The organism is Roseomonas alba (genome assembly GCF_019430885.1).
GTDB lineage: Bacteria > Pseudomonadota > Alphaproteobacteria > Acetobacterales > Acetobacteraceae > Neoroseomonas > Neoroseomonas alba.
Map to the genome: position 1 here is coordinate 49157 of NZ_JAHYBZ010000009.1, position 19502 is coordinate 68658.

The 19502-nt window shown below is 69.0% G+C and carries 19 protein-coding genes; 8 read left to right on the plus strand and 11 right to left on the minus strand.

Annotated features, from left to right (window positions below):
* Positions 1-131: 131 nt before the first annotated feature.
* From KPL78_RS23300 to KPL78_RS23325, 6 genes are all read right to left on the minus strand, one after another.
* On the minus strand, positions 132-845 hold the full coding sequence (locus tag KPL78_RS23300; RefSeq protein ID WP_219765374.1) for an ABC transporter ATP-binding protein: 714 nt from the start codon (positions 843-845) through the stop codon (positions 132-134).
* Complete coding sequence (locus KPL78_RS23305) at positions 842-1600, minus strand: ABC transporter ATP-binding protein (RefSeq protein ID WP_219765375.1); 759 nt, start codon at positions 1598-1600, stop codon at positions 842-844. Before KPL78_RS23305 ends, KPL78_RS23300 begins: the two co-directional genes overlap by 4 nt.
* A complete protein-coding gene (locus KPL78_RS23310; RefSeq protein WP_219765376.1) occupies positions 1597-2472 on the minus strand; it encodes a branched-chain amino acid ABC transporter permease in 876 nt (291 codons plus the stop codon). Before KPL78_RS23310 ends, KPL78_RS23305 begins: the two co-directional genes overlap by 4 nt.
* Positions 2469-3335, minus strand: a complete 867-nt coding sequence (locus KPL78_RS23315) for a branched-chain amino acid ABC transporter permease (protein WP_219765377.1) — start codon at positions 3333-3335, stop codon at positions 2469-2471. The genes KPL78_RS23310 and KPL78_RS23315 overlap by 4 nt, the downstream gene beginning before the upstream one ends.
* A gap of 7 nt (positions 3336-3342) precedes the next feature.
* Positions 3343-4470 carry an ABC transporter substrate-binding protein gene (locus KPL78_RS23320; RefSeq protein ID WP_219765378.1) on the minus strand — a complete coding sequence of 376 codons (1128 nt, stop codon included), beginning with the start codon at positions 4468-4470 and terminating at the stop codon, positions 3343-3345.
* 63 nt (positions 4471-4533) lie between these two features.
* Positions 4534-5472 carry an SMP-30/gluconolactonase/LRE family protein gene (locus tag KPL78_RS23325; RefSeq protein ID WP_219765379.1) on the minus strand — a complete coding sequence of 313 codons (939 nt, stop codon included), beginning with the start codon at positions 5470-5472 and terminating at the stop codon, positions 4534-4536.
* A gap of 98 nt (positions 5473-5570) precedes the next feature.
* On the opposite strand from KPL78_RS23325, the gene KPL78_RS23330 reads away from it, so the two are divergent.
* Together KPL78_RS23330 and KPL78_RS23335 are read left to right on the plus strand one after the other, a co-directional pair.
* Complete coding sequence (locus tag KPL78_RS23330) at positions 5571-7214, plus strand: hydantoinase B/oxoprolinase family protein (protein WP_219765380.1); 1644 nt, start codon at positions 5571-5573, stop codon at positions 7212-7214.
* A gap of 160 nt (positions 7215-7374) precedes the next feature.
* Positions 7375-9435, plus strand: a complete 2061-nt coding sequence (locus KPL78_RS23335) for a hydantoinase/oxoprolinase family protein (protein ID WP_219765381.1) — start codon at positions 7375-7377, stop codon at positions 9433-9435.
* On the opposite strand, the gene KPL78_RS23340 is transcribed toward KPL78_RS23335, so the two are convergent.
* Positions 9413-9592 carry a hypothetical protein gene (locus KPL78_RS23340; RefSeq protein ID WP_219765382.1) on the minus strand — a complete coding sequence of 60 codons (180 nt, stop codon included), beginning with the start codon at positions 9590-9592 and terminating at the stop codon, positions 9413-9415. The genes KPL78_RS23335 and KPL78_RS23340 overlap by 23 nt on opposite strands.
* Before the next feature lie 126 nt (positions 9593-9718).
* Positions 9719-10621: a polysaccharide deacetylase family protein gene (locus KPL78_RS23345; RefSeq protein WP_219765383.1), complete on the minus strand. Its 903-nt coding sequence runs from the start codon at positions 10619-10621 to the stop codon at positions 9719-9721.
* 104 nt (positions 10622-10725) lie between these two features.
* Here KPL78_RS23345 and rutA point away from each other — a divergent pair, with 104 nt between their 5' ends.
* The 6 genes from rutA to KPL78_RS23375 all read left to right on the plus strand — a co-directional run bounded on the left by rutA (position 10726) and on the right by KPL78_RS23375 (position 15753).
* Positions 10726-11811, plus strand: a complete 1086-nt coding sequence (gene rutA, locus KPL78_RS23350) for a pyrimidine utilization protein A (protein ID WP_219765384.1) — start codon at positions 10726-10728, stop codon at positions 11809-11811.
* A gap of 74 nt (positions 11812-11885) precedes the next feature.
* Positions 11886-13298 carry an amidase gene (locus KPL78_RS23355; protein ID WP_219765385.1) on the plus strand — a complete coding sequence of 471 codons (1413 nt, stop codon included), beginning with the start codon at positions 11886-11888 and terminating at the stop codon, positions 13296-13298.
* 1 nt (position 13299) lies between these two features.
* Complete coding sequence (locus KPL78_RS23360) at positions 13300-13608, plus strand: zinc ribbon domain-containing protein YjdM (protein ID WP_219765386.1); 309 nt, start codon at positions 13300-13302, stop codon at positions 13606-13608.
* 32 nt (positions 13609-13640) lie between these two features.
* Entirely contained in the window at positions 13641-14516 is an 876-nt protein-coding gene (locus KPL78_RS23365; protein ID WP_219765387.1) for a fumarylacetoacetate hydrolase family protein, read from the plus strand.
* A 1-nt stretch (position 14517) separates the two neighbouring features.
* Positions 14518-14760 (plus strand): hypothetical protein, encoded by a 243-nt coding sequence (locus tag KPL78_RS23370; protein WP_219765388.1) that lies wholly within the window; start codon positions 14518-14520, stop codon positions 14758-14760.
* Positions 14761-14781: 21 nt separating this feature from the next.
* Positions 14782-15753: a Bug family tripartite tricarboxylate transporter substrate binding protein gene (locus KPL78_RS23375; protein WP_219765389.1), complete on the plus strand. Its 972-nt coding sequence runs from the start codon at positions 14782-14784 to the stop codon at positions 15751-15753.
* Between the two features lie 91 nt (positions 15754-15844).
* On the opposite strand, the gene KPL78_RS23380 is transcribed toward KPL78_RS23375, so the two are convergent.
* The 3 genes from KPL78_RS23380 to KPL78_RS23390 form a co-directional block, all read right to left on the minus strand.
* Positions 15845-17020 (minus strand): MFS transporter, encoded by a 1176-nt coding sequence (locus tag KPL78_RS23380; protein ID WP_219765390.1) that lies wholly within the window; start codon positions 17018-17020, stop codon positions 15845-15847.
* A gap of 70 nt (positions 17021-17090) precedes the next feature.
* A complete protein-coding gene (locus tag KPL78_RS23385; protein ID WP_255569367.1) occupies positions 17091-18296 on the minus strand; it encodes an HdeD family acid-resistance protein in 1206 nt (401 codons plus the stop codon).
* Positions 18297-18666: 370 nt separating this feature from the next.
* Positions 18667-19491 carry an aldo/keto reductase gene (locus tag KPL78_RS23390; RefSeq protein WP_219765392.1) on the minus strand — a complete coding sequence of 275 codons (825 nt, stop codon included), beginning with the start codon at positions 19489-19491 and terminating at the stop codon, positions 18667-18669.
* Positions 19492-19502: the final 11 nt, after the last annotated feature.

Genomic DNA, 19502 nt, shown 5'->3' on the forward strand with positions numbered 1-19502 from the left:
CGCGAGCCGGGGCGAGCAGGAACGGTTCTAGGGCAGATCCTGTCCGGATGAGCTCATCTGGACAGGTGAAGATGGCTGCAAAAACAAACACCTGGAGCATTGCAGGTGAACGGAAGTTCGCCGGAAATGCTCTAGAACAGCTCCATCAGCTTCGCGTGGTCGTCGAGGTCGCTCGGCGCGCCCTCGAAGATGAACTTCCCGGACCGCATGACCAGCACGCGGTCGGAAATGGCGAAGGCCTCGCGGACATTCTGTTCCACCAGCAGGATCGCCATGCCGCGGGTCTCGCGCAGTGTGGCGATGGGGCGGATCAGGTCCTGGAAGAGCTTCGGGGCCAGGCCGATCGAGGGTTCGTCCAGCAGCAGCACCTTGGGCCGTGTCAGCAGCGCGCGGCCGATGGAGACCATCTGCTGCTGACCGCCGGACAGCGTGCCGGCGCGGCGGGTGCGGAATTCCCTGATGCGCGGCAGGACCTCGAGGACTTCCTCGATGCGCTCGCGCTGCGCGGACTTCGCGACGCCGGCCGACCATAGGGCGAGGCCGAAGATCTCATCGACCGTCAGGTCGGGGAAGACGCCACGGCCTTCGGGAACCAGCGCGACGCCGGCCGCACCAAGCGCTGCGGGCGTGTAGTTCGCCGGCATCTGCCCGAAGACGCGCATGTTGCCGGCCGAAGGCCGGTGCAGCCCGAACAGCACGCGCAGCAGCGTCGACTTGCCCGCGCCGTTATGGCCGATCAGGCACAGAATCTCGCCGGCCTTCAGCGACAGTGAGACGTCCTGCAGCACCTCGCGCCCGCCATAGCCGGCGGACAGGCCCAGGGCCTGGATGGCGGTATCGTTCACGCTGCCTCCTGCGGCCGGTCGCCGAAATAGATCGCGGCCAGCGCCGGGTCCTTGAGGATGGTCTGCGGGTCGCCTTCGGCGAGCACCTTGCCCTGGTCGAGGAAGGCGATGCGGTTGGACAGTTCCACCACCACGTCGAGATTGTGTTCGATGAGGCAGATCGCCACGCCGCGCGCCTGCGCATCCTTCAGCAATTGCCCGAACCGGATTCGGGAGGCGAGATCGAGCCCCGAGGCCGGTTCGTCGAGCAGCCAGATATCCGCCTGCGCGGCGAGGATGCGCGCCATGGAGAGGAATTTACGCTCGGCATAGGCGAGGTCGACGGCGCGCGCATCGGCCAGTGCCGTCAGGCCGGTTGCATCGAGCGCGGCATCGGCCCGTGTCTCGCGCTGCCGCCGCGCGACGCGGCCGCCCGGCTGCCAGAACCAGGACGCGGTCTCGGTCGCGGCCAGCACATTCTCCCGCACCGTCATATGCGTGAACAGCCGCAGGTCCTGGAAGGACCGTGCGACGCCGAGCCGCGCGACCTGCCAGGGCTTCAGCCCCATGATCGGCTTGCCGCGGATCTGCGCCGTGCCGGAATCGGCGCGCAGATTGCCGGTGATGAGGTTGAAGGTCGTCGTCTTGCCGGCGCCGTTCGGCCCCACCAGCGCGGTGACCGCGCCGGCATAGAGGCTGAGCGACACGCCGGCGACCGCCTGCACGCCGCCGAAGGCGCGGGCGAGGCTTTCCGTGCGCAGGACTTCCTGGGTCACGACGTGGCCCTCCCCTTGGAGAGGTCGCCGACCAGTCCGGCCGGCCGGAAGATCATCAGCAGCGTCATCGCGAGGCCGTAGATGATCTGCTGCACCGCACCGACCTCGGTTGGCGGGATGAAGGGCAGGAAGGCGAGGCCCGAAGGCAGCGAGAGCAGGATGATCGCGCCCACGACCGGCCCCCATAGCGTGCCCGTGCCACCGATGATGACCATGGCCATCACCAGCACCGACTGGTCCATGGTGAAGGATTCGACATTCACGAAGGACAGGTGCAGCGCGAACAGCGCGCCCGCGATGCCGGCGCCCGCACAGGCGAAGGCCATGGCGAGCGTCTTCGCCGCGGCGACATTCTTGCCCAGCGCCTCCGCGGCACTTTCCGCGTCGCGGACGGATTGCAGCGTGCGGCCGAAGGCGCCGCGCTGCAGCCTGGCCGTGAGGAACAGGATCAGCGCCAGCGCGACGAGGGCGAGCGGCAGCACGCCGACCTCGATGCCGAACAGCGTCGGGCGCGGAATGCCGACCAGGCCGCCGATGCCGCCCGTGAAGGCCTTGGCCTCGGAGAACAGCGTGGTCGCCATCATCTGCAGGCCGAGCGAGGCCGCGACGAAATACTCGCCGCGCACGCGCAGGGCCGGCAGGGCGAGACACAGCGACAGCCCGCCCGCGACGATGGCACCGGCGATGCAGGCGAGCAGCGCATCGGGCATCAGCAGCAGCGCAACCTGAGCGCCGGCATAGGCGCCGAGGCCGAAGAACACCGCATGGGCGACCGAAAAGATCCCCGCATAGCCGACGATGAAGTTCAGCGTCGCGGCGAGGATCGCGAAGATCGCGACGATGGTCGCGAGATTGGCGGCATAGGCGATCATCGCGTCTGGGCCACCCCGAAGATTCCGCTCGGGCGGAAGATGATGAAGGCGAAGAGCACGAGGAAGGACACGCCCTCGGCCCATTGCGTATCGACGAATTGCAGCGCGACGGATTCCGCCACGCCCAGCATCAGCCCGGCCAGCGCCGCACCGCGCAGCGATCCCACGCCGCCCACGATGGTCGCGGCCATGGAGATGAGCATGACGTGATGGCCGACGGCCTCGTTCAGGCCGGTGGTCATGGCGGTCAGGATCGCGGCGGGGGCGACCATGGCGGACCCCACGGCGAAGGCCAGCATGGAGAGCCGGTTCGACGACAGCCCATAGGCGCGTAGCAGGTCCGGGTTCTGCGCCAGGGCGCGCAGGGCGACACCGGCATGGGTGCGGGTGAGGAAGGCGGACAGGGCAGCGAACAGCACCACGGCGACCGAGATCGCGACCCAGAAGATCGGCGCGAGGAAGATCTCGGGCAGCACCTCCTCGGCCATGGACAGGGAGGTATCGACCGAGGCGAAGCCGCGCCCCGCGATCATGCCGACCAGGTTCTGCACCACCACTGCCACGCCGAAGGCCGCGACGAAGACGGTGAAGAACGACCCTTCATGCCGCTGGATCGGCCGATAGACGAAGCGTTCCATGCCGAGGCCGAACAGCACCGCGGCAGCGATGGCCGCGAGCGCACCGAGCACGGGCTGGTCGATCCGCCAGCAGGCCAGGAACACGTAGCCCGCGATGGTGAAGGCGGTCCCATGGGCGAAGTGGAAGATGCGCGTCGCGCCGAAGATCAGCGCGAAGCCGGCGGCGGTCAGCGCGTACAGGGCACCCGTCTGGATGCCCTGCAGCAGGAGCTGGAGGAACAGCACGTCAGGCTCAGGCGATCGGGACGACGCGTCCGCCGCGGATCTCGTTCACCTGGATGTCGGCGGACATGTTGCCCTGGTCGTCGAAGCGGCCCTTGCCGCCGACCAGGTCGAATTCCCGCACGCGCAGCAGGGTGCGGCGGAGATTCTCGCCATCCACCGTGGCGTTCTCGGCCTCAAGCTCCTTCGCCAGCAGGGCGAAGAGGCGGACGGCGTTGTAGTAGTTCGCGTTGTATGCGCCGGGCTCGGAGCCGTACTTCGCCTTGAAGTCGGCGGCGAAGCGGCGGGTGATCTCGGACCCGCCGGTGTAGTCGAACTTCTGGCTGGTGAAGATCACGCCCTCGGCTTCCGGCATGGCGGTCACGGTCGGGATGGACAGCGCGGAGTAGCCGACCAGCGGCGTGCGGATGCCGTTGTCGCGCAGCCCCTTGATGATCTGCGCCTGCTGCGCGCCGAAGGAGGCGATGTAGACCGCATCGGGGCGCGCCTGGCGGATGCGCGCCGCGACCGGGCCGAATTGCTGCGCGGTGCGCGGGATGGAGAAGGTGCCGGCCAGCGTCCCGCCTGCCTTGGGCAGTTCGGTCCGCAGCAGGCCGAGGATCGCGTCACCCAGCGGATCATCCACGTAGACCAGCGCGATGCGCTTGAGGTTCCGCTGCATCAGGAAGGGAATGAAGGCCTGGGTTTCCAGATGCGCGAGCGGGATGACGTTCCAGAAATAGGGCGACAGGCCGGCGAGGTCCGGGCCCACCGCGCCGCCATTGACTGTGACGGTCTTGCCGCGGTCGGCGACCGGCGCAACCGCCTTGGAAACGGAGGTGAAGCCGACCAGCACGTAATGCGCCTTGTCGACATTGATCAGCTTGGTCATGCCGATCACGCCCTGCTGCGGCAGGGCCTGCGTGTCCTCGGCCTGGATGCGCATCGGCCGGCGCAGCATGTTGTCCGCGGCCGCATGCTCGATCGCGAGTGCCGCGCCATTGGTGAACAGCGAGCCGTATTCGGCGTTGGGGCCGCTCATCGGGAACAGCGTGCCGATGATGTAGGGATCGGAACCCTGCGCGAAGGACGGACGGATGATAGGTGCTGCCAGCGCCGTGCCCAGAAGGGCGCGGCGCGCGATCTGCGGACCGGTCATGAACGATACTCCCGATGGGGCTTGCTTGATTGAGGCCAGGTTTCGGCTTCGCGCTTCGCGCTGTCAACCGTGCGGCAGGCGCAGGCCGGGCTCGTCCCATTGCATCGCGGCAAGCTTTCCGCTGGTCGAAAGCGTGATGTAGGCGGTGCGCATATCCGCCCCGCCGAAGCAGATATTCGTCGGCATGCGTTCGGGCATCTTCACCACGCGCAGGATCTCCCCGGCGGGGGACACGGTGGTGATCTCGCCGGAGACGAGGGTCGCGACGATGATGTTGCCCGATGCCGCGATGGCCAGGCTGTCGAGGCGGCGATAGCCGGGGAACTGGCAGATCATCCGCCCGCCATTCGACGACGGCCAGGGTTCTTTCTTCAGCACGCCCGGGGCTTCGACATCCCAGGCCCAGAGCCGGCCGGTCTCGGTCTCCGCGACATAGACGGTCTTCCCGTCAGGGCTGATGCCGATGCCGTTGGCGCCGCCGAAGATGGGGAAGGCGGCCTCGACGACCTTCGATCCGTCCTCGGCACCCCAATAGGCGCCGCCATGGTCGCGGTCGCGCGCGCGCACCTTGCCGAGGTCGGAAAACCAGAACCCGCCCCTGCCGTCGAACATCAGGTCGTTGGGCCCGCGCAGGGGCATGCCGTTCACGGCGCTGTAAAGGGTGGAGACAGCGCCTGTCGCAGGGGCGATCGTCTCGATCCGGCCGCCGGAGTAGTCGGGCGACTGACCCATCGGCCGCAGCAGGCCCGGCTCCTCATGCCAGGAAAAGCCGCCATTGTTGCAGAGGTAGAGCAGCCCCTTCGGCCCGAGCGCCAGGCCGTTCGGCGCGCCGGCGACAGTGGCAATGGTGGATTTCGCGCCGTTCTCGGTCACGCGGGTGATGCGGCGGGATTCGATCTCGACCAGCGCGATGCTGCCATCGGGCATGCAGACCGGGCCTTCGGGGAAGCGCAGGCCATCGGTGACGATGCGCAGGTCGGGGGATTCGATGGTCACGGTCATGGGCACGGCTTTCCTTGGACGTTGCGCGCGATGATGCCGAGACGGGCGCGGGCCGCAAGGCTTGACGGATGCTGCGACGCAAAAGACGCTGCCCTGTCATGACCGCACCCGATCCCGTCACGCTCTCCGTCCTCGACAACCGCTTCCGCGCGATCGTCGAGGAAATGGGGGAGGCGATGCTGCGCACCGCCTATTCCCAGATCCTGAATTCCTCGCGCGACTTCTCCATCGCGATCTGCGACGGGAATGCGCGGCTGCTGGCGCAGGCGGACCACATTCCGGTGCATGTGGGTGCGATGCCTTTCGCGGTGCAGGCGGTGCTGGAGGCCTTCGGCGACACCATCGCGGATGGCGACATCTACCTGCTCAACGATCCCTATCACGGCGGGTCGCACCTGCCGGACCTGACCATCATCGTGCCGGTCTTCGGCGGCGGGCGGCCGGTCTTCTATTCGGTGGTGCGCGCGCATCACACGGATATCGGCGGCGGCACGCATGGCGCCTACAATCCTGCGGCCACCGAGATCTTCCAGGAAGGGCTGCGCCTGCCACCCTTCCTGTTGGGCCAGGACCGCGTCGCGCGGCCCGACCTGGTGCGGCTCATCACCACGAATTCGCGCCTGCCGAGGGAGGTGCGCGGCGACCTGATGGCGATGATCGGCGCCGCCCATCTGGGCGAGAAGCGCCTGCTGACGGTGATGGAGAAATACGGCGCGGTGGAAACCCAGGCCGCGATCACGGCGATCCTGTCGCTGACCGAGGCGCATGCGCGCCGCATCATCGCGACCTGGCAGGACGGGACCTGGAAGGGCGAGGCTTTCCTCGACGATGACGGCTTCGGCCATGACGACATAGCGATCCGGGCGACGGTGACGAAGCAGGGCGATGCAATCACAGTGGACCTGACGGAATCCGACCCGCAGGTGCCCTCCTTCCTCAACTCCTCCTGGCCCAATACGGCGAGCGCCGTGCGCATGGCGATCGCCTATCTGTTGGACCCGGAGGTTGCCAAGAACGATGGCTGCTTCCGCCCGATCGAGATCATCGCCAAGGAAGGCACCATCGTCCTGCCGCGCGAAGGCGCGCCGGTGACCATGTGCACCTCCCACTGCTCCAACGAGATCGTCGAGGCCGTGATCAAGGCACTGTCCCATGCCTGCCCTGACCGCGCGATGGGCGGCTGGGGCCGGCGCTTCCGCGTGGCGATCAAGGGCAGCGATGCACGACGTCCGGGGCGGTCCTTCGTCTGGCACCTGTTCCATGCGCGCCCCGGTGGCGGCGGGTCGTCGCAGGGCGATGGCTGGTCCAGCGCGGGCGAGTGGCATTCCGCTGGCGGGCTGAAATTCGGCAGCGTCGAGATGGCCGAGGCGCGCTTCCCGCTGTTCTTCGCGAAGCACGAATTCCGCCCCGGCAGTGCCGGCGATGGAACCTATCGCGGCGGGCTCGGCGGCGAGCTGGTGATGCGGCTGGAGACGGACGGGCCGGCGGTGGCGAACAGCGCGGGCGACGGTGTGCGCTATGGCGCGGCGGGGATGCTCGGCGGCCACGATGGCGCGCCGCACCACTACACGCTGGACCGGGCCGACGGGACATCGCGCGACCTGCGGACGAAGGAGGTCGGCATTCCCCTCGCGCCCGGCGACACGCTGCATGTCCGCGCGGGCGGCGGTGGCGGATGGGGACCGCCGGAGAAGCGCGACCCGGCGGCTCGTGCGCGGGATGCCGAAGAGGGGCTACTGTGATGCACGCGCCGAAGGTCGGGGGGGACGAACTCCCCCCGAACCCCCCTCGCTTTTCTGATGTCCTGGCACCGGCCCCCGCGGTCCTTTCCGAATATCCAAAAGAAGGAGGGGGCTCGGGGGAGTTCTCTCCCCCGACCTTTCATGCTTTGGAGTTCGGCCGATGAGCGCCACCTTCCGCATCGGCGTCGATGTCGGCGGCACCTTCACCGACGTGGTCTGCGTCGCCTCCGATGGCGTGACGACGCTCGCCAAGGCGTCGTCCACGCCCGCTGACCAGAGCGAGGGCGTGGTCAATGGCCTCGCCGTGCTCGCCGAGCGCCTCGGCCTGCCGCTCTCCGGGCTGCTCTCCCGCACCGAGCGCATCGTGCACGGCACCACAGTCGCGACCAACGCTCTGCTGGAGCGCAAGGGCGCGAAGGTCGCGATGCTCACCACCGAGGGCCATCGCGACGTCATCGAAATGCGCGAGGGGTTGAAGCCCGACCGCTACAATCTGCGCATGCCGGCCGCGCCGGCGCTGGTGCCGCGCCGGCTGCGCCTGCCGGTCGTCGAGCGCATCCGCCCCGATGGCAGCGTCGAGGTGCCACTGGATCGCGCGTCACTGGATGCGGCGATTGCGACGCTGAAGGCGGAAGGGGTGGAGGCGGTCGCCGTCTGCTTCCTGCATGCCTGGCGCGATGACACGCATGAACGTGCGGCGGCCGAGGCGGTGCGCGCGGCGCTGCCGGGTGTCTTCGTCACGACCTCGGCGGAAGTGCTGCCGCAGATCAAGGAGTTCGAGCGTTTCTCGACGGCCTGCGTGAACGCCTATGTCGGGCCGATCGTGTCGCGGTATCTCGCACGGCTACGCGGGCGGCTGGCGGAGGCGGGCTATACCGGCCCGGTCTTCGTCATCCTGTCGCATGGCGGCGTTGCACCGGTTGAGGAAGCGGCGCGGCTCGCCGCGGGCACCGCGCTGTCCGGGCCGGCAGGCGGCGTCGCGGCGGGTGTCGCGCTGGCGGAACGCGGGTTGGGCAAGGACCTGATCACCTTCGATGTTGGCGGTACATCGACCGACATCGCGCTGGTCCAGGATGGCGAGGCGGCGCTGGGCCGCGGTCGGACGGTGGGGGGTGAGCGCATTGCGCTCGAAAGCCTCGACATCGTGACGTTGGGCGCCGGTGGTGGGTCGATCGGCCATGTTGGCGCCGGGGGCACGCTGCAGGTGGGGCCGCGCAGCGCCGGGGCGGTGCCGGGGCCGGTCGCCTATGGCCAGGGCGGCACGGAACCCGCCGTGACCGACGCCAATCTCGTGCTGGGCTATCTCGATCCGGACAACTTCCTGGGGGGCGCGCGCAAGCTGGATCGCGACGGCGCCTTCGCGGCCTTCGGGAGGCTGGGCGCGTCGCTCGGCATCGCGCCGATGGCGGCGGCGGAAGGCGTGCATCACCTGGCCAATGTCCGCATGGCCGATGGCATCCGCGTCGCGACGGTGCGGCGCGGCGTCGATCCGCGCGACTTCACGCTGCTCGCCTTCGGCGGCGCGGCGGGGCTGCATGCCAGCGCGGTGGCGCGGGAACTCGGCATGCGGCGCGTGGCCGTGCCGGTCTTTGCGGCCGGCCTGTCCGCCTGGGGCATGCTGCACACCGATCTGCGCTACGAGATGGCGCGCAGCGAGCTCGGCACCGGCGGCGTGCCGGCAGACGACGCGCTGCGGACCATCTGGGCGGGGCTGGAGGCCGAGGGGCGTGCCCGCGTCGCCTCCTGGTTCGGCGGCGAGGTCGAGACGAAGCGTGCCGCCGACATGCGCTACGGCGAGCAGGTCTTCGAGATCGCCGTGCCGCTGGAGGCTGTGGAATGGGAGGCCCCGGGCCTCGCCGGCCGCGTCATCGAGGCCTTCCATGGACGCCACGAATCCCTCTTCACCTATGCGCTGCATGAGGAGGAGGTGGTGCTGGTGAATGCGCGACTGGCGGTCATCGGTCGCCTGCCGCCCATGCCGGTGCCGGAGGCCGCCGCCGGCAGGCACGAGGCGGCGCCGATGGCGACGCGCCGCGCGCGGCTGGCGGCGCAGGACACCGAGGTGCCGGTCTATGATTTCGGCGCCCTGGCGCCGGGCCAGATGATCAGCGGCCCCGCCATCGTCGAGAGCGACACGACGACCGTGCTGCTGCTCGCCGGCGACGAGGCCGAGATGGATGGCCGCGGCTGGCTGGCGGTCAGCCTGCCTCAGGCAGGGTGACCGCGCCCTTCGTCCTCGGCGCGGAGTGATGGTTGCCGAAGGCCTCCCGGCCTTTGGCGGCGGAGGTTTCGAGCAGGTGCCGCCAGGAGGCCAGGCGACGGTCCGGGTTCATCGGAATGACGAAGCGGAAGTCCCGCCCCAGGAGGGGACTGTTCACCCCGGAGGTTCCTGCCGCCCCTGCGCGGCGGCACCTGAGACCTTGCCGCGTGTCCCGTATCGCATGGGAGAGGGGAGAGCCCCTCTCCCGCGCTACCGGCGTAAGAGACGGGACGCCTCCAACCCTTCAGCGCAGCCCGCCCTGTTCGGCGCACCAGCGCGCGACTTCCTCATGCGTGCCGAACCACACGCCGGGCGTCCCCTTCATCAGCGTCACCAGCCGATCGAGCATCGCGATGCGGCTGCGATGGCCGATGACGTGCGGGTGCATGGTCAGCAGGAACAGCCCGCCTTCCGCCAGCGCGCCCTCGAACTCCGCGCGGAAGATCTCCTCGACGGCCGAGGGGGGCGTGTAGGGACGCAGGGCCGAGAAGCGCACCATGTTGAAATACACCGCGTCGTCGCGGATCCATTCGGGCGGCAGCTCGACGATGCCGGTGGGTTCGCCCTGCACTTCCAGCTCATAGGGATCGTCATCCGCCATGAGCGAGGAATCGTAGAGAAGCCCCAGCTCCCGGATGATGTCCATCGTATCGACGGAGAAGTCCCAGGACGCCGTGCGGATGCCGACGGGCCGGCGCCCGGACAGCTTTTCCAGCGTGTCGGCGGCGCGCAGGGTCAGGTCGCGCTCGACGCCGGGCGGCAATTGCGTGTTGGCCTCGTGGATCCAGGAATGGATGCCGATTTCGTGGCCCTCATCGGCCACGGCGCGGATCTCCTCCGGATGCAGCAGGCCGGCGACGGCGGGGTAGAAGAAGGATGCCCGCACGCCGTGGCGGTCGAGCAGCGCCCGGATGCGCTTCACGCCTTGGCGGGACCCGTACTGCCCCTGGCTGATGCGCATCGGGCTTTCATCGGCGTCGCGCAGCGGGATCGTCTCGTGATCCGCATCGAAGGACAGCGCGACCGCGCAGCGCGCTCCGCCCGGCCAGGCGGCCGGCGCGAGCGAGCGGCCGCCGCGGGCGCGCCCCACGATCCGCCGCCATTCCGGCTCGCTCCATTCCCAGGGCTTCGCCTTGCCGTCGCTCATGCGTGATCTCCGCCTGTCAGGTCGCTGGCACGATAGTTGCGAGTTTACCGGGGTCAATCCGTCGCGCCGGGCCCGGCGTGGCGCAGTCTCCAGCGGAGCGAGCCATGGATATCGGCGTCTTCATCCCGATCAACAACAATGGCTGGATCATTTCAGCCACCTCGCCGCAATACATGCCGAGCTTCGATCTCAACAAGGCGGTGGTGCAGAAGGCCGAGGGCTACGGCTTCGACTTTGCCCTTTCGATGATCAAGCTGCACGGATTCGGCGGCAAGACGGAATACTGGGACCATGGGCTGGAGAGCTTCACGCTCATGGCCGGCCTGGCCGCGGTGACGACGAAGATCAGGCTCTTCGCCTCGGTCGCGGTGCTGACCGTCCCGCCGGCCATCATCGCCCGCATGACGAGCACGATCGATTCCATCTCCCATGGCCGTTTCGGCGTGAACATCGTCTCGGGCTGGCATTCGAAGGAATACAGCCAGATGGGCCTGTGGCCCGGCGACCAGCATTTTGCCAAGCGCTATGACTACAGCACAGAATACGTGACCATCATGCGCCAGCTCTGGGAGACGGGCGTCTCCGACTTCAAGGGCGAATACTTCCAGATGGACGAATGCGTCCTGTCCCCCCGCCCGAAGGAGCCGGTGAAGGTCGTCGCAGCGGGGCAATCGGACCGCGGCATGGAATTCGCCGCCCAGCTCTGCGACTACAATTTCTGCCTCGGCGAGGGCGTGAACGAGCCGACCAAGGCAGCCTCGGTCCCGGCCCGCGTGCTGGAAGCCGGGAAAAAGACCGGCCGCGATCTCGGCGCCTACATGCTCTACATGATCATCGCCGAGGAGACCGACGAGGAAGCCTGGGCCAAGTGGAAGTCCTACATCGACGGCGCGGACCAGGAGGCGCTCGCCTATCTCCATGGCAAGGCGGCCGAGGACACGACGGCGGCCGACACCTCGATGGCCGCGGCCGTGCTGCGGTCCCCCACCCCGGTGAACTGGAACATGGGCACGCTCGTCGGGTCCTACGCCAATGTCGCGAAGATGATGGACGAGGTCGCGACCATGCCCGGCGTGAAGGGCATCATGCTGACCTTCGACGACTTCCTCGAAGGCCTGGACAAATTCGGCACGCGCATCCAGCCGCTGATGGAATGCCGCAAGGACCGACTGCCGCTCGCGGCGGAATGACATTCCGGCTGACTTGAACCGCGCGGGTCGGGGCGACATGGTGGCCCCATGCACACCCCCGACCCGCGCCTCCCATGAGCGACACCGACCCCGCCCTGATGTCGGCCGAGACCCTTCTCGGCCTCTACGCCCGCCGCGCGCTCTCGCCGGTCGAGGTGCTCAAGGCCGTGATGGAGCGCGTCGCCCGCTACAACCCGTGGGTCAACGCCTTCGCGGCCATGAACCCCCGCGCCCTGCAGGCCGCCGGCGAGAGCGAGGCTCGCTGGGCTGCGGGCCGCCCGATCGGCCCGCTGGACGGCGTGCCGGCCACGGTGAAGGACCTGCTGAACCTGGCGGGCTTCCCGACCCGGCGCGGCAGCCGCGCCACCGACGCCACCCCGGCCACCGAGGATGCGCCGGCGGTGATGGGCCTGAAGGAATCGGGCGCCGTCATCATCGGCAAGACGACCACCACCGAATTCGGCTGGAAGTCGCCGGGCGACTGCCCGTTGAACGGCATCACCCGCAACCCCTGGAACCCGCAGCGCACGGTGGGCGGCTCCTCCTCCGGCGCCGGTGCGGCCGGCGCGGCCTGCTTCGGCCCGCTGCATATCGGCACGGATGCCGGCGGGTCTATCCGCATCCCGGCGGCCTTCTGCGGGCTGGTCGGCGTGAAGCCGTCCTTCGGCCGCATTCCGCAATGGCCGCTTGGCGCCTTCGGCCATGTCGCCGTGGCCGGGCCGATGACGCGGACCGTGCGCGATGCGGCGCTGATGTTCTCGGCCATGGCGCGCTTCGACCTGCGCGACCCCTATTGCCTGCCGGATGAACCGCGCGACTGGCGCCAGGGGATCGAGGACGGCGTCGCCGGCCTGCGTGTCGCCGTGGTGCGCCGCATGGGCTTCGAGCCGCCGCTCGACGCCGAGGGCGCGGCTGTGCTGGATGGCGCGGCGGCGCTGCTCGCCGAACAGGGCGCGATCGTCGAGGACGCCGATCCCGGCCTGCCCGATACCCGCGCCATCTTCGGCCGCGTCTGGGGTGTCGCGCTGTCCCGCGTCCTCGCCACCATCCCGGCGGAGAAGCATGAGCTTCTCGACCCCGGTATCGTCGAGGTCGCGCGCAAGAACGGCGACATGACCGCGGTGGACTACCTCGCCGCCGAGGCGATGCGGCTCGAGGCCGCTAACGCCATGGCGCGTTTCCACCAGCGCTATGACCTGGTGCTGACCGCCTGCACGCCGACGGCTGCCTTCGCCGCCGACCAGCCGACGACGCAGCCGGAAATGTCCCTGTGGCGCGACTGGGCACCCTGGACCTTCGCCTTCAACCTGACCCGCCAGCCCGCCATCAGCGTGCCGGTGGCCCTGGACGGGGAGGGGATGCCGCGTGCCGTGCAGATCGTTGCCGCGCTCTATCGCGATGATCTCGCCTTCCGTGGCGCCCGCGCGTTGGAACGTGCCGCAACCGTCCCCTTGGCCGATCCGGCCGCGACCGCACCGGGAGCCTGACATGGCCAGCGACGACGATGACTACGTCTATGACGAGGCCACCGGCGAATGGCGCCCGGCCTCCGAAGTGAAGGCCGCAGCCGCCGAAGCCGCGAAGGTGGTGGTGCGCGATGCCTCCGGCAATGTGCTGGCCGATGGCGATTCGGTCACGCTGATCAAGGACCTGAAGGTGAAGGGCACCAGCCAGACCCTGAAGCAGGGTACGGTGATCCGCTCGATCCGCCTGACCGAGGATCCCGAGGAAATCGACTGCCGCCACGACACCATCAAGGGGCTGGTCCTGCGCACGGAGTTCGTGCGCAAGCGATAAGGCCCGGGACGCCGGGGGAGGGAACGAAAACGATGCGGCTGGTGACCTTCAAGGACGCGCGGGGCACGCGCATCGGGGCGCTGGATGGGGCCGGGCAAGTGCTCGACCTCGTCGCCGCCGATCCTGCCCTGCCGCGCGACATGCTGGGCCTGATCGCCGGCGGCCCGGCGGCGCTTGCTGCGGCCCGCGCCGCGGCGGACAGCGCCCCGGTGGCGGAGGGCGCGACCCTCCTCGCCCCCATCCCGCGCCCGGCGAAGAACATCTTCTGCGTCGGCAAGAACTACCACGAGCACGCCAAGGAATTCGCCTCCAGCGGCTTCGACGCCACGGCGAAGGAGGTCGTGCCCGAGGCGCCCGTGGTCTTCACCAAACCACCCACCAGCGTGATCGGCCCGCACGACCCGATCCCCTCCTACCTCGATTCCTCGAACAGCACGGATTACGAGGGCGAGATCGCGGTGGTGATCGGCAAGCCCGGCCGCGGCATCCCCGCCGCCGAGGCCCATGCCCACATCTTCGGCTACACCATTGTCAACGACGTCACCGCGCGGACGCTGCAGCACAAGCATCGCCAATGGATCCTGGGCAAGGGCATCGACGGCTTCTGCCCCATGGGCCCGGCCATCGTCACGGCGGACGCTGCCGGCATGCCGCCGCGCCTTGCGATCTCGACCTGGGTGAATGGCGAACTCCGCCAGCGCGCCGCCATCGACGACCTGATCTTCGGCATCCCCACCCTGATCGCCACCATCAGCGCGGCCATCACGCTGGAACCGGGCGACATCATCGCGACCGGCACGCCGGCGGGGGTGGGCATCGGCTTCACCCCGCCGCGCTTCCTGAAGCCCGGCGACACCGTCCGCATCGAGGTGCCGGGCATCGGCGTCCTGGAGAATCCGGTCGCCTGACATGTATATCCGCCTGCGCATCGTCGAGCATCCCGAGGGCCGGCGCCGGCTCGTGCTGCTGATGCGTGAGGACGGGCTCTACACCGTCATCGAGGAGGAGCTTCGGGGCGGCCTGGCCGAGGCGGCTGGGCCGCAGGGGTGGGTGGTGGACGAACACTCGCTGGTCGCGGGCGTCTGCGGTACCTCCGACGACGCGATGGACGATGCGATGAAGTGGTTCGAGGGGTATCGCACGCTGCACTGAACAACAAGGAGGAGAAACGTCATGCAAAGACGCGCCCTGATCGCCGGGACCGCCGCTGCCCTCGCCGTGGGGACGGCCCGCGCGCAGGAAGGATTCCCCGCCCGCCCCGTGACGCTTGTCGTCGCCTTCCCGCCGGGCGGCCAGGCCGATGTGGTGGGCCGCCCCGTCGCCGCGGCCTTCGAACGTATCTGGCGCATCGCCGTTCCCATCCTGAACCGGCCCGGTGCGGCCGGCGAGATTGGCAACGCTGCCGTCGCCCGCGCGGCGCCGGATGGCTACACGTTGCTGATGGCGCTCTCCTCCATGGCCCTGCTGCCCGAGGCCGCGCGGGTCAACGGCCGCACCCCGGCCTACGAACCTGACCAACTGGCGCCCATCGCGCTCTTCTCCGCCGATCCGACCGTACTGGTTGTTCCCGCCGCCAGCCACATCCGCAGCCTTGAGGACTTCGTCACCGAGGTCCGCACGCGGCCGGGCCAGGTCTCCTATTCCTCGGCCGGCAATTACTCCGCGCTGCACGTGCCCATGGCGCAGCTCGCCCAGGCCGCGCAGCTCGACATGCTGCACGTCCCCTTCCAGGGCGGCGGTCCGGCGCTGACGGCGCTGCTCGGCGGCCAGGTGAACTGCATGGCCTCCGGCCCCGGCCCGATCGCGCCCCATATCCGCAGCGGCGCGCTGCGACCGCTGGCGACCTGGGGCCGCACGCGCCTCGCCGGCTTCGAGGACGTCCCGACGCTGATCGAGAAAGGCTACCCGGACTGCGAGTTCTACATCTGGGTCGGCCTCTTCGCCCCCACCGGCACGCCGGCAGCGGTGATCGACCGCGTGCGGGAATCGTCGCGGCTGGTCGCCGCGGACAGCGAATTCCGCAAGGCCATGGCGGCGAGCGGGAACACGCTGGACTTCCGCGACGGGGACGCCTTCGCGCAGTTCTATGCGGAGGATGCGGCACGGCTGGTGCGGGTGGTGCGGGCGCTGGGGAAGATCGAGTGACATCGAAAGAGAGGCGCCCCTGCCGACCTTCCTGTAATGGCGTATCCCCGGTGCCCGGAACTACAGCCCGGTGATCACATGCTCGCGGACCCTACAGCGCGGCGGCGCCTTCTTTCGCCCCTTTCCGCGTGCCGCGGAACGCAGCGGCACAGAGTGCGAAAGCGGCGCACGCCAAGGCGATGAAGAAGACCAGCCCGTGGGTCGATGACTGCATCGCCATGCCGGCCAGCGAAGGCCCCACCAGGGCGCCGGCCCCCCAGAACAGCCCCATGGCGGCGTAGATTCCGACGATGTCGCTGCCGGAAAAGCGGCTGCCGACAAGGGCAAGCATCATCGTGTAGATGCCGACGAAAATGCCGCCCCAGACGAACAGAATCGCATAGGTGGCCCATTGCGAGCCCAGCGCCCACGGCCAGGCCAGGGCGCCGAGCGCGGCGAGCATCGCCAGAGCGACAATGAGCCGCTCCCGGTCGACCTTGTCGCCGATCCAGCCCAGCGGCAGTTGCAGCACGATGGCGCCGAACATCATGCAGGCCATGAGCTGCGTGGCGTCCGATTCCTGCCAACCCACTGCCATGGCGTAGAGCGTGAGGAAGGTGAGGCCGGAGGTCTCGACCGCCGCATTCAGCGCGGTCGCCGCCATCGCGATCGGGGCGAGGCGCATGTAACGCAGTGGATTGGCGTGCTGCGGCGCTTCGAAGCGCACCGAGGCGACGGCTGGCGACATGACGATAAGCGCTGCCCCGGCTGCCAGCGCGGCGCCGACGCCATAGGGTGCGAAGCCGTCCGATCCCACCCAGGAGAGGATGAGCGGGCCAAGCGCGAAGCCGACCGACAGCGCGGCCGTATAGGCGGCCATCGTGCGGGCGCGGCTCGATTCGGCGCTGACCGCGTTCAGCCAGGTTTCGGACAGGACGAACAGGGTCTCCGACGCCGCGCCGAGGAAGATGCGCAGCACGAACCAGATCCAGATGACGGGCAGGAGCGGGAAGAGGCACAACAGCCCCGACGCCGCCAGCAGCGCGCCGATCACCGCCCGCTTGAGGCCGAGGAATGCGGCAAGTCTCGGCAGCAGGAACGCCATCATGAGCACGCCGAGGGCGTGCATGGCGGCATTCGCGCCGATCAGCGTCTCGCTCAGCCCGCGTTCGGACAGGTCGAGCGCGATCAGCGCCGCAGCGAGGCTGTAGGTGAGGCCGAAGATCGTGGCGACCGCGACAATGGCGGTGCGTGCGGCCAGGGCGCCGCCGGGGGCTACCTGCGGCAAGCTCTTGCTCCGAGGTTGGTGCTCTTCGCGAAGGCGGCGCCGTGGGCGCGGCGGCCCGGAACTGCGCCGGTCAAGTGCCCGGCCTCGTGAGGTTGAGTCGCGCGGGCAGCGCGAGGACGGAGGACAGCGCCCGCGCGTAATCAAGCACCATGCCCGGGGTCCAGGCCATCGCCGCGGCGCGCCGGCGCATGACACCTGCGGCCCACAGCTCCGGGAGAAGGAACAGGCGCAGCAGGAACCACGGCGAGCGGGAGTGGTCGGCGAAGATGCCCTCGACCGCGGCGTCGAGTGATTTCGCGACGACGCTCGAGCAGTTTCGATTGGTGAGATTGTAGGTCCCGTCCTGCCGGTATTCGGTCCAGAACGCCTGCAACGCGCCGATATTCATGTTGTGCAGGTCGATCTGCCGGGTCGAGGGACACCAGTCCTGGCTTTCGACGGCGTAGCTCGGCTGGAACTTCCCGGGGACGTCGTTCTCGGCCGTCGCCTTGAGCGCGTTGGCGAAATTAGCCTGATCGCGGCTGATTTCGACCGCCGGATAGTGGCTGACATAGATGTCGGGTGGTGCTTCCAGGGCCGCGTGGCCGGTGGAGATGACACCGTGTTCGTCCAGCGCCGCCACGTAGCGCGCCACGCCGCGGCTGAGCGGCGCCATGGAGCCGGTCGGCGTCCAGACATGGACGGTGAGGCTGCCGGAGCGCTGCGGGGCCAGGGCGTCGGATCCGGCATCGTCGACTTTCTGGCGGGGCCAACCATTGCTCAGGACGCGGGATATGGGCAGGCCCGGCGGCAACCGTCGCAGCTTCAGCGCCAGGCCGGCCACGCTGGCGCCCGTCACCATCATCAGCGTGCCGACATCGAGCCCGACCTCGCCCTGCCACTGCGTCGGCCAGGGAACGAAGGACCAGATGCCCAGGAGGAACTCGAAACCCGCAGCCACGAGGGACCGGCGCCACGCCGCAAAGCGCACCACATAGGCGCTTGTGGCGCGCCAGATCGAATCCACCACGAGGATGACGCCGACGAGAAGGCCGATCGCAATGTCCGAACCGCCGGGGCGCAGCACGATGAGCAGCGACACCGCGACCAGAAGCGTCGCCTTGCCGAAACGCAAGCCGCGATAGGCGCCCACCCCGCCGAGACCGGCGATGAGCGACACCGCCGCGTCGATCAGGAGCGGTATCGTGAAGTAGATCGGCGGGATGCGAAGATCCTCCATCGCCGCATTCACGAACAGCAAGGCGCCCACCGCCATCCAAACGAGGCCGAGTGCCATGAGGACGCGCCATCGTCGCCGCACGACCGGGCCGCCGACCAGAAGGAGGAAAAGTTCGATCATCGTGGGCGAACTCTGATGGGATGGATGGCGTTCGGCCCGATCCGCCGGGCGATTGTTTCCCGGATCAGGTGAGGCGTGGAAAGCTAATAGTCGCGGGTTTTTTCTGGCAAGCGGACCGATCGGCCTTTCGGCGTCCGCGGCTCCGCCGCAGATGATCCTCCTCCAGACGTGAGCGGAGTCCGTTGACTATCGAAACGGACGAGGCGCGTCTCAGGGCTCACCGAGAACCAGAGTCTCGGTATGCTGGGGCGACAGGAGCGGGGACGCAGACCGCCTATCCGTGCCGCCGCCGGCAAGGCATCTCGGCCTACAGCATCGCGAGCGACCGCTTCCGCGTCGGTGGTGCAAATCCTTCATCCAGCGTCGCGAGATCCTCCGCCGTCAGTGCGATCCCGCCTGCTGCGGCATTCAGCCGCACATGCTCCGCCTTCGCCGCCTTCGGGATGGAGATGACCTTCCCACTGCGCAGTGTCCAGGCGATGGCGATCTGCGCGGGCGTCGCATCATGCCGCTGCGCGACCTCGATCAGCGCCGCGTTGCGCAGCATCCGCCCGCCCTGGCCGACCGGCGAATAGGCCATCACCGGCATGCGATGCCGCTCGCAGAAGGGCAGCAGGTCGAATTCCACGCCGCGATGCTCCAGGCTGTAGAGCACCTGGTCCGTCGCGCAGTCGGCCAGCGCGGTGCCCAGCTCCTCCAGATCGTCCACATCGCAATTGGACACGCCCCAATGGCGGATCTTCCCGGCCTCGCGCAGCGCCTCGAAGGCCTCGACGGTTTCGTCCAGCGGCACGGACCCGCGCCAGTGCAGCAGATACAGGTCGATGGTCTCGACGCGCATCCGCTTCAGGCTGCGTTCGCAGGCCGCGACGGTGCCGCGGCGGGAGGCGTTGTGCGGATAGACCTTGGAGACGAGGAAGACCTCCTCGCGCCGTCCCGTGATGGCATCGCCGACGACTTCCTCGGCGCCGCCTTCGCCATACATTTCCGCCGTGTCGATCAGCGTCATGCCCAGATCGAGGCCGAGGCGCAGCGCGTCGGCCTCGGCGTCCCGCGCGCGGCGGTTCTCGCCCATGTGCCAGGTGCCCTGGCCCAGGGCGGGGATGGCGGTGCCGTCCGGCAATGTCGGCATGGCGGTCTCTC

What these genes read in the sequence shown, in the direction of transcription:
- KPL78_RS23310 (WP_219765376.1), bottom strand. Translation starts at nt 2,472, where the DNA reads ATGATCGCCTATGCCGCCAATCTCGCGACCATCGTCGCGATCTTCGCG.
- KPL78_RS23320 (WP_219765378.1), bottom strand. Translation starts at nt 4,470, where the DNA reads ATGACCGGTCCGCAGATCGCGCGCCGCGCCCTTCTGGGCACGGCGCTG.
- KPL78_RS23325 (WP_219765379.1), bottom strand. Translation starts at nt 5,472, where the DNA reads ATGACCGTGACCATCGAATCCCCCGACCTGCGCATCGTCACCGATGGC.
- KPL78_RS23330 (WP_219765380.1), top strand. Translation starts at nt 5,571, where the DNA reads ATGACCGCACCCGATCCCGTCACGCTCTCCGTCCTCGACAACCGCTTC.
- KPL78_RS23335 (WP_219765381.1), top strand. Translation starts at nt 7,375, where the DNA reads ATGAGCGCCACCTTCCGCATCGGCGTCGATGTCGGCGGCACCTTCACC.
- KPL78_RS23345 (WP_219765383.1), bottom strand. Translation starts at nt 10,621, where the DNA reads ATGAGCGACGGCAAGGCGAAGCCCTGGGAATGGAGCGAGCCGGAATGG.
- rutA (WP_219765384.1), top strand. Translation starts at nt 10,726, where the DNA reads ATGGATATCGGCGTCTTCATCCCGATCAACAACAATGGCTGGATCATT.
- KPL78_RS23355 (WP_219765385.1), top strand. Translation starts at nt 11,886, where the DNA reads ATGAGCGACACCGACCCCGCCCTGATGTCGGCCGAGACCCTTCTCGGC.
- KPL78_RS23360 (WP_219765386.1), top strand. Translation starts at nt 13,300, where the DNA reads ATGGCCAGCGACGACGATGACTACGTCTATGACGAGGCCACCGGCGAA.
- KPL78_RS23365 (WP_219765387.1), top strand. Translation starts at nt 13,641, where the DNA reads ATGCGGCTGGTGACCTTCAAGGACGCGCGGGGCACGCGCATCGGGGCG.
- KPL78_RS23370 (WP_219765388.1), top strand. Translation starts at nt 14,518, where the DNA reads ATGTATATCCGCCTGCGCATCGTCGAGCATCCCGAGGGCCGGCGCCGG.
- KPL78_RS23375 (WP_219765389.1), top strand. Translation starts at nt 14,782, where the DNA reads ATGCAAAGACGCGCCCTGATCGCCGGGACCGCCGCTGCCCTCGCCGTG.
- KPL78_RS23385 (WP_255569367.1), bottom strand. Translation starts at nt 18,296, where the DNA reads ATGGCACTCGGCCTCGTTTGGATGGCGGTGGGCGCCTTGCTGTTCGTG.
- KPL78_RS23390 (WP_219765392.1), bottom strand. Translation starts at nt 19,491, where the DNA reads ATGCCGACATTGCCGGACGGCACCGCCATCCCCGCCCTGGGCCAGGGC.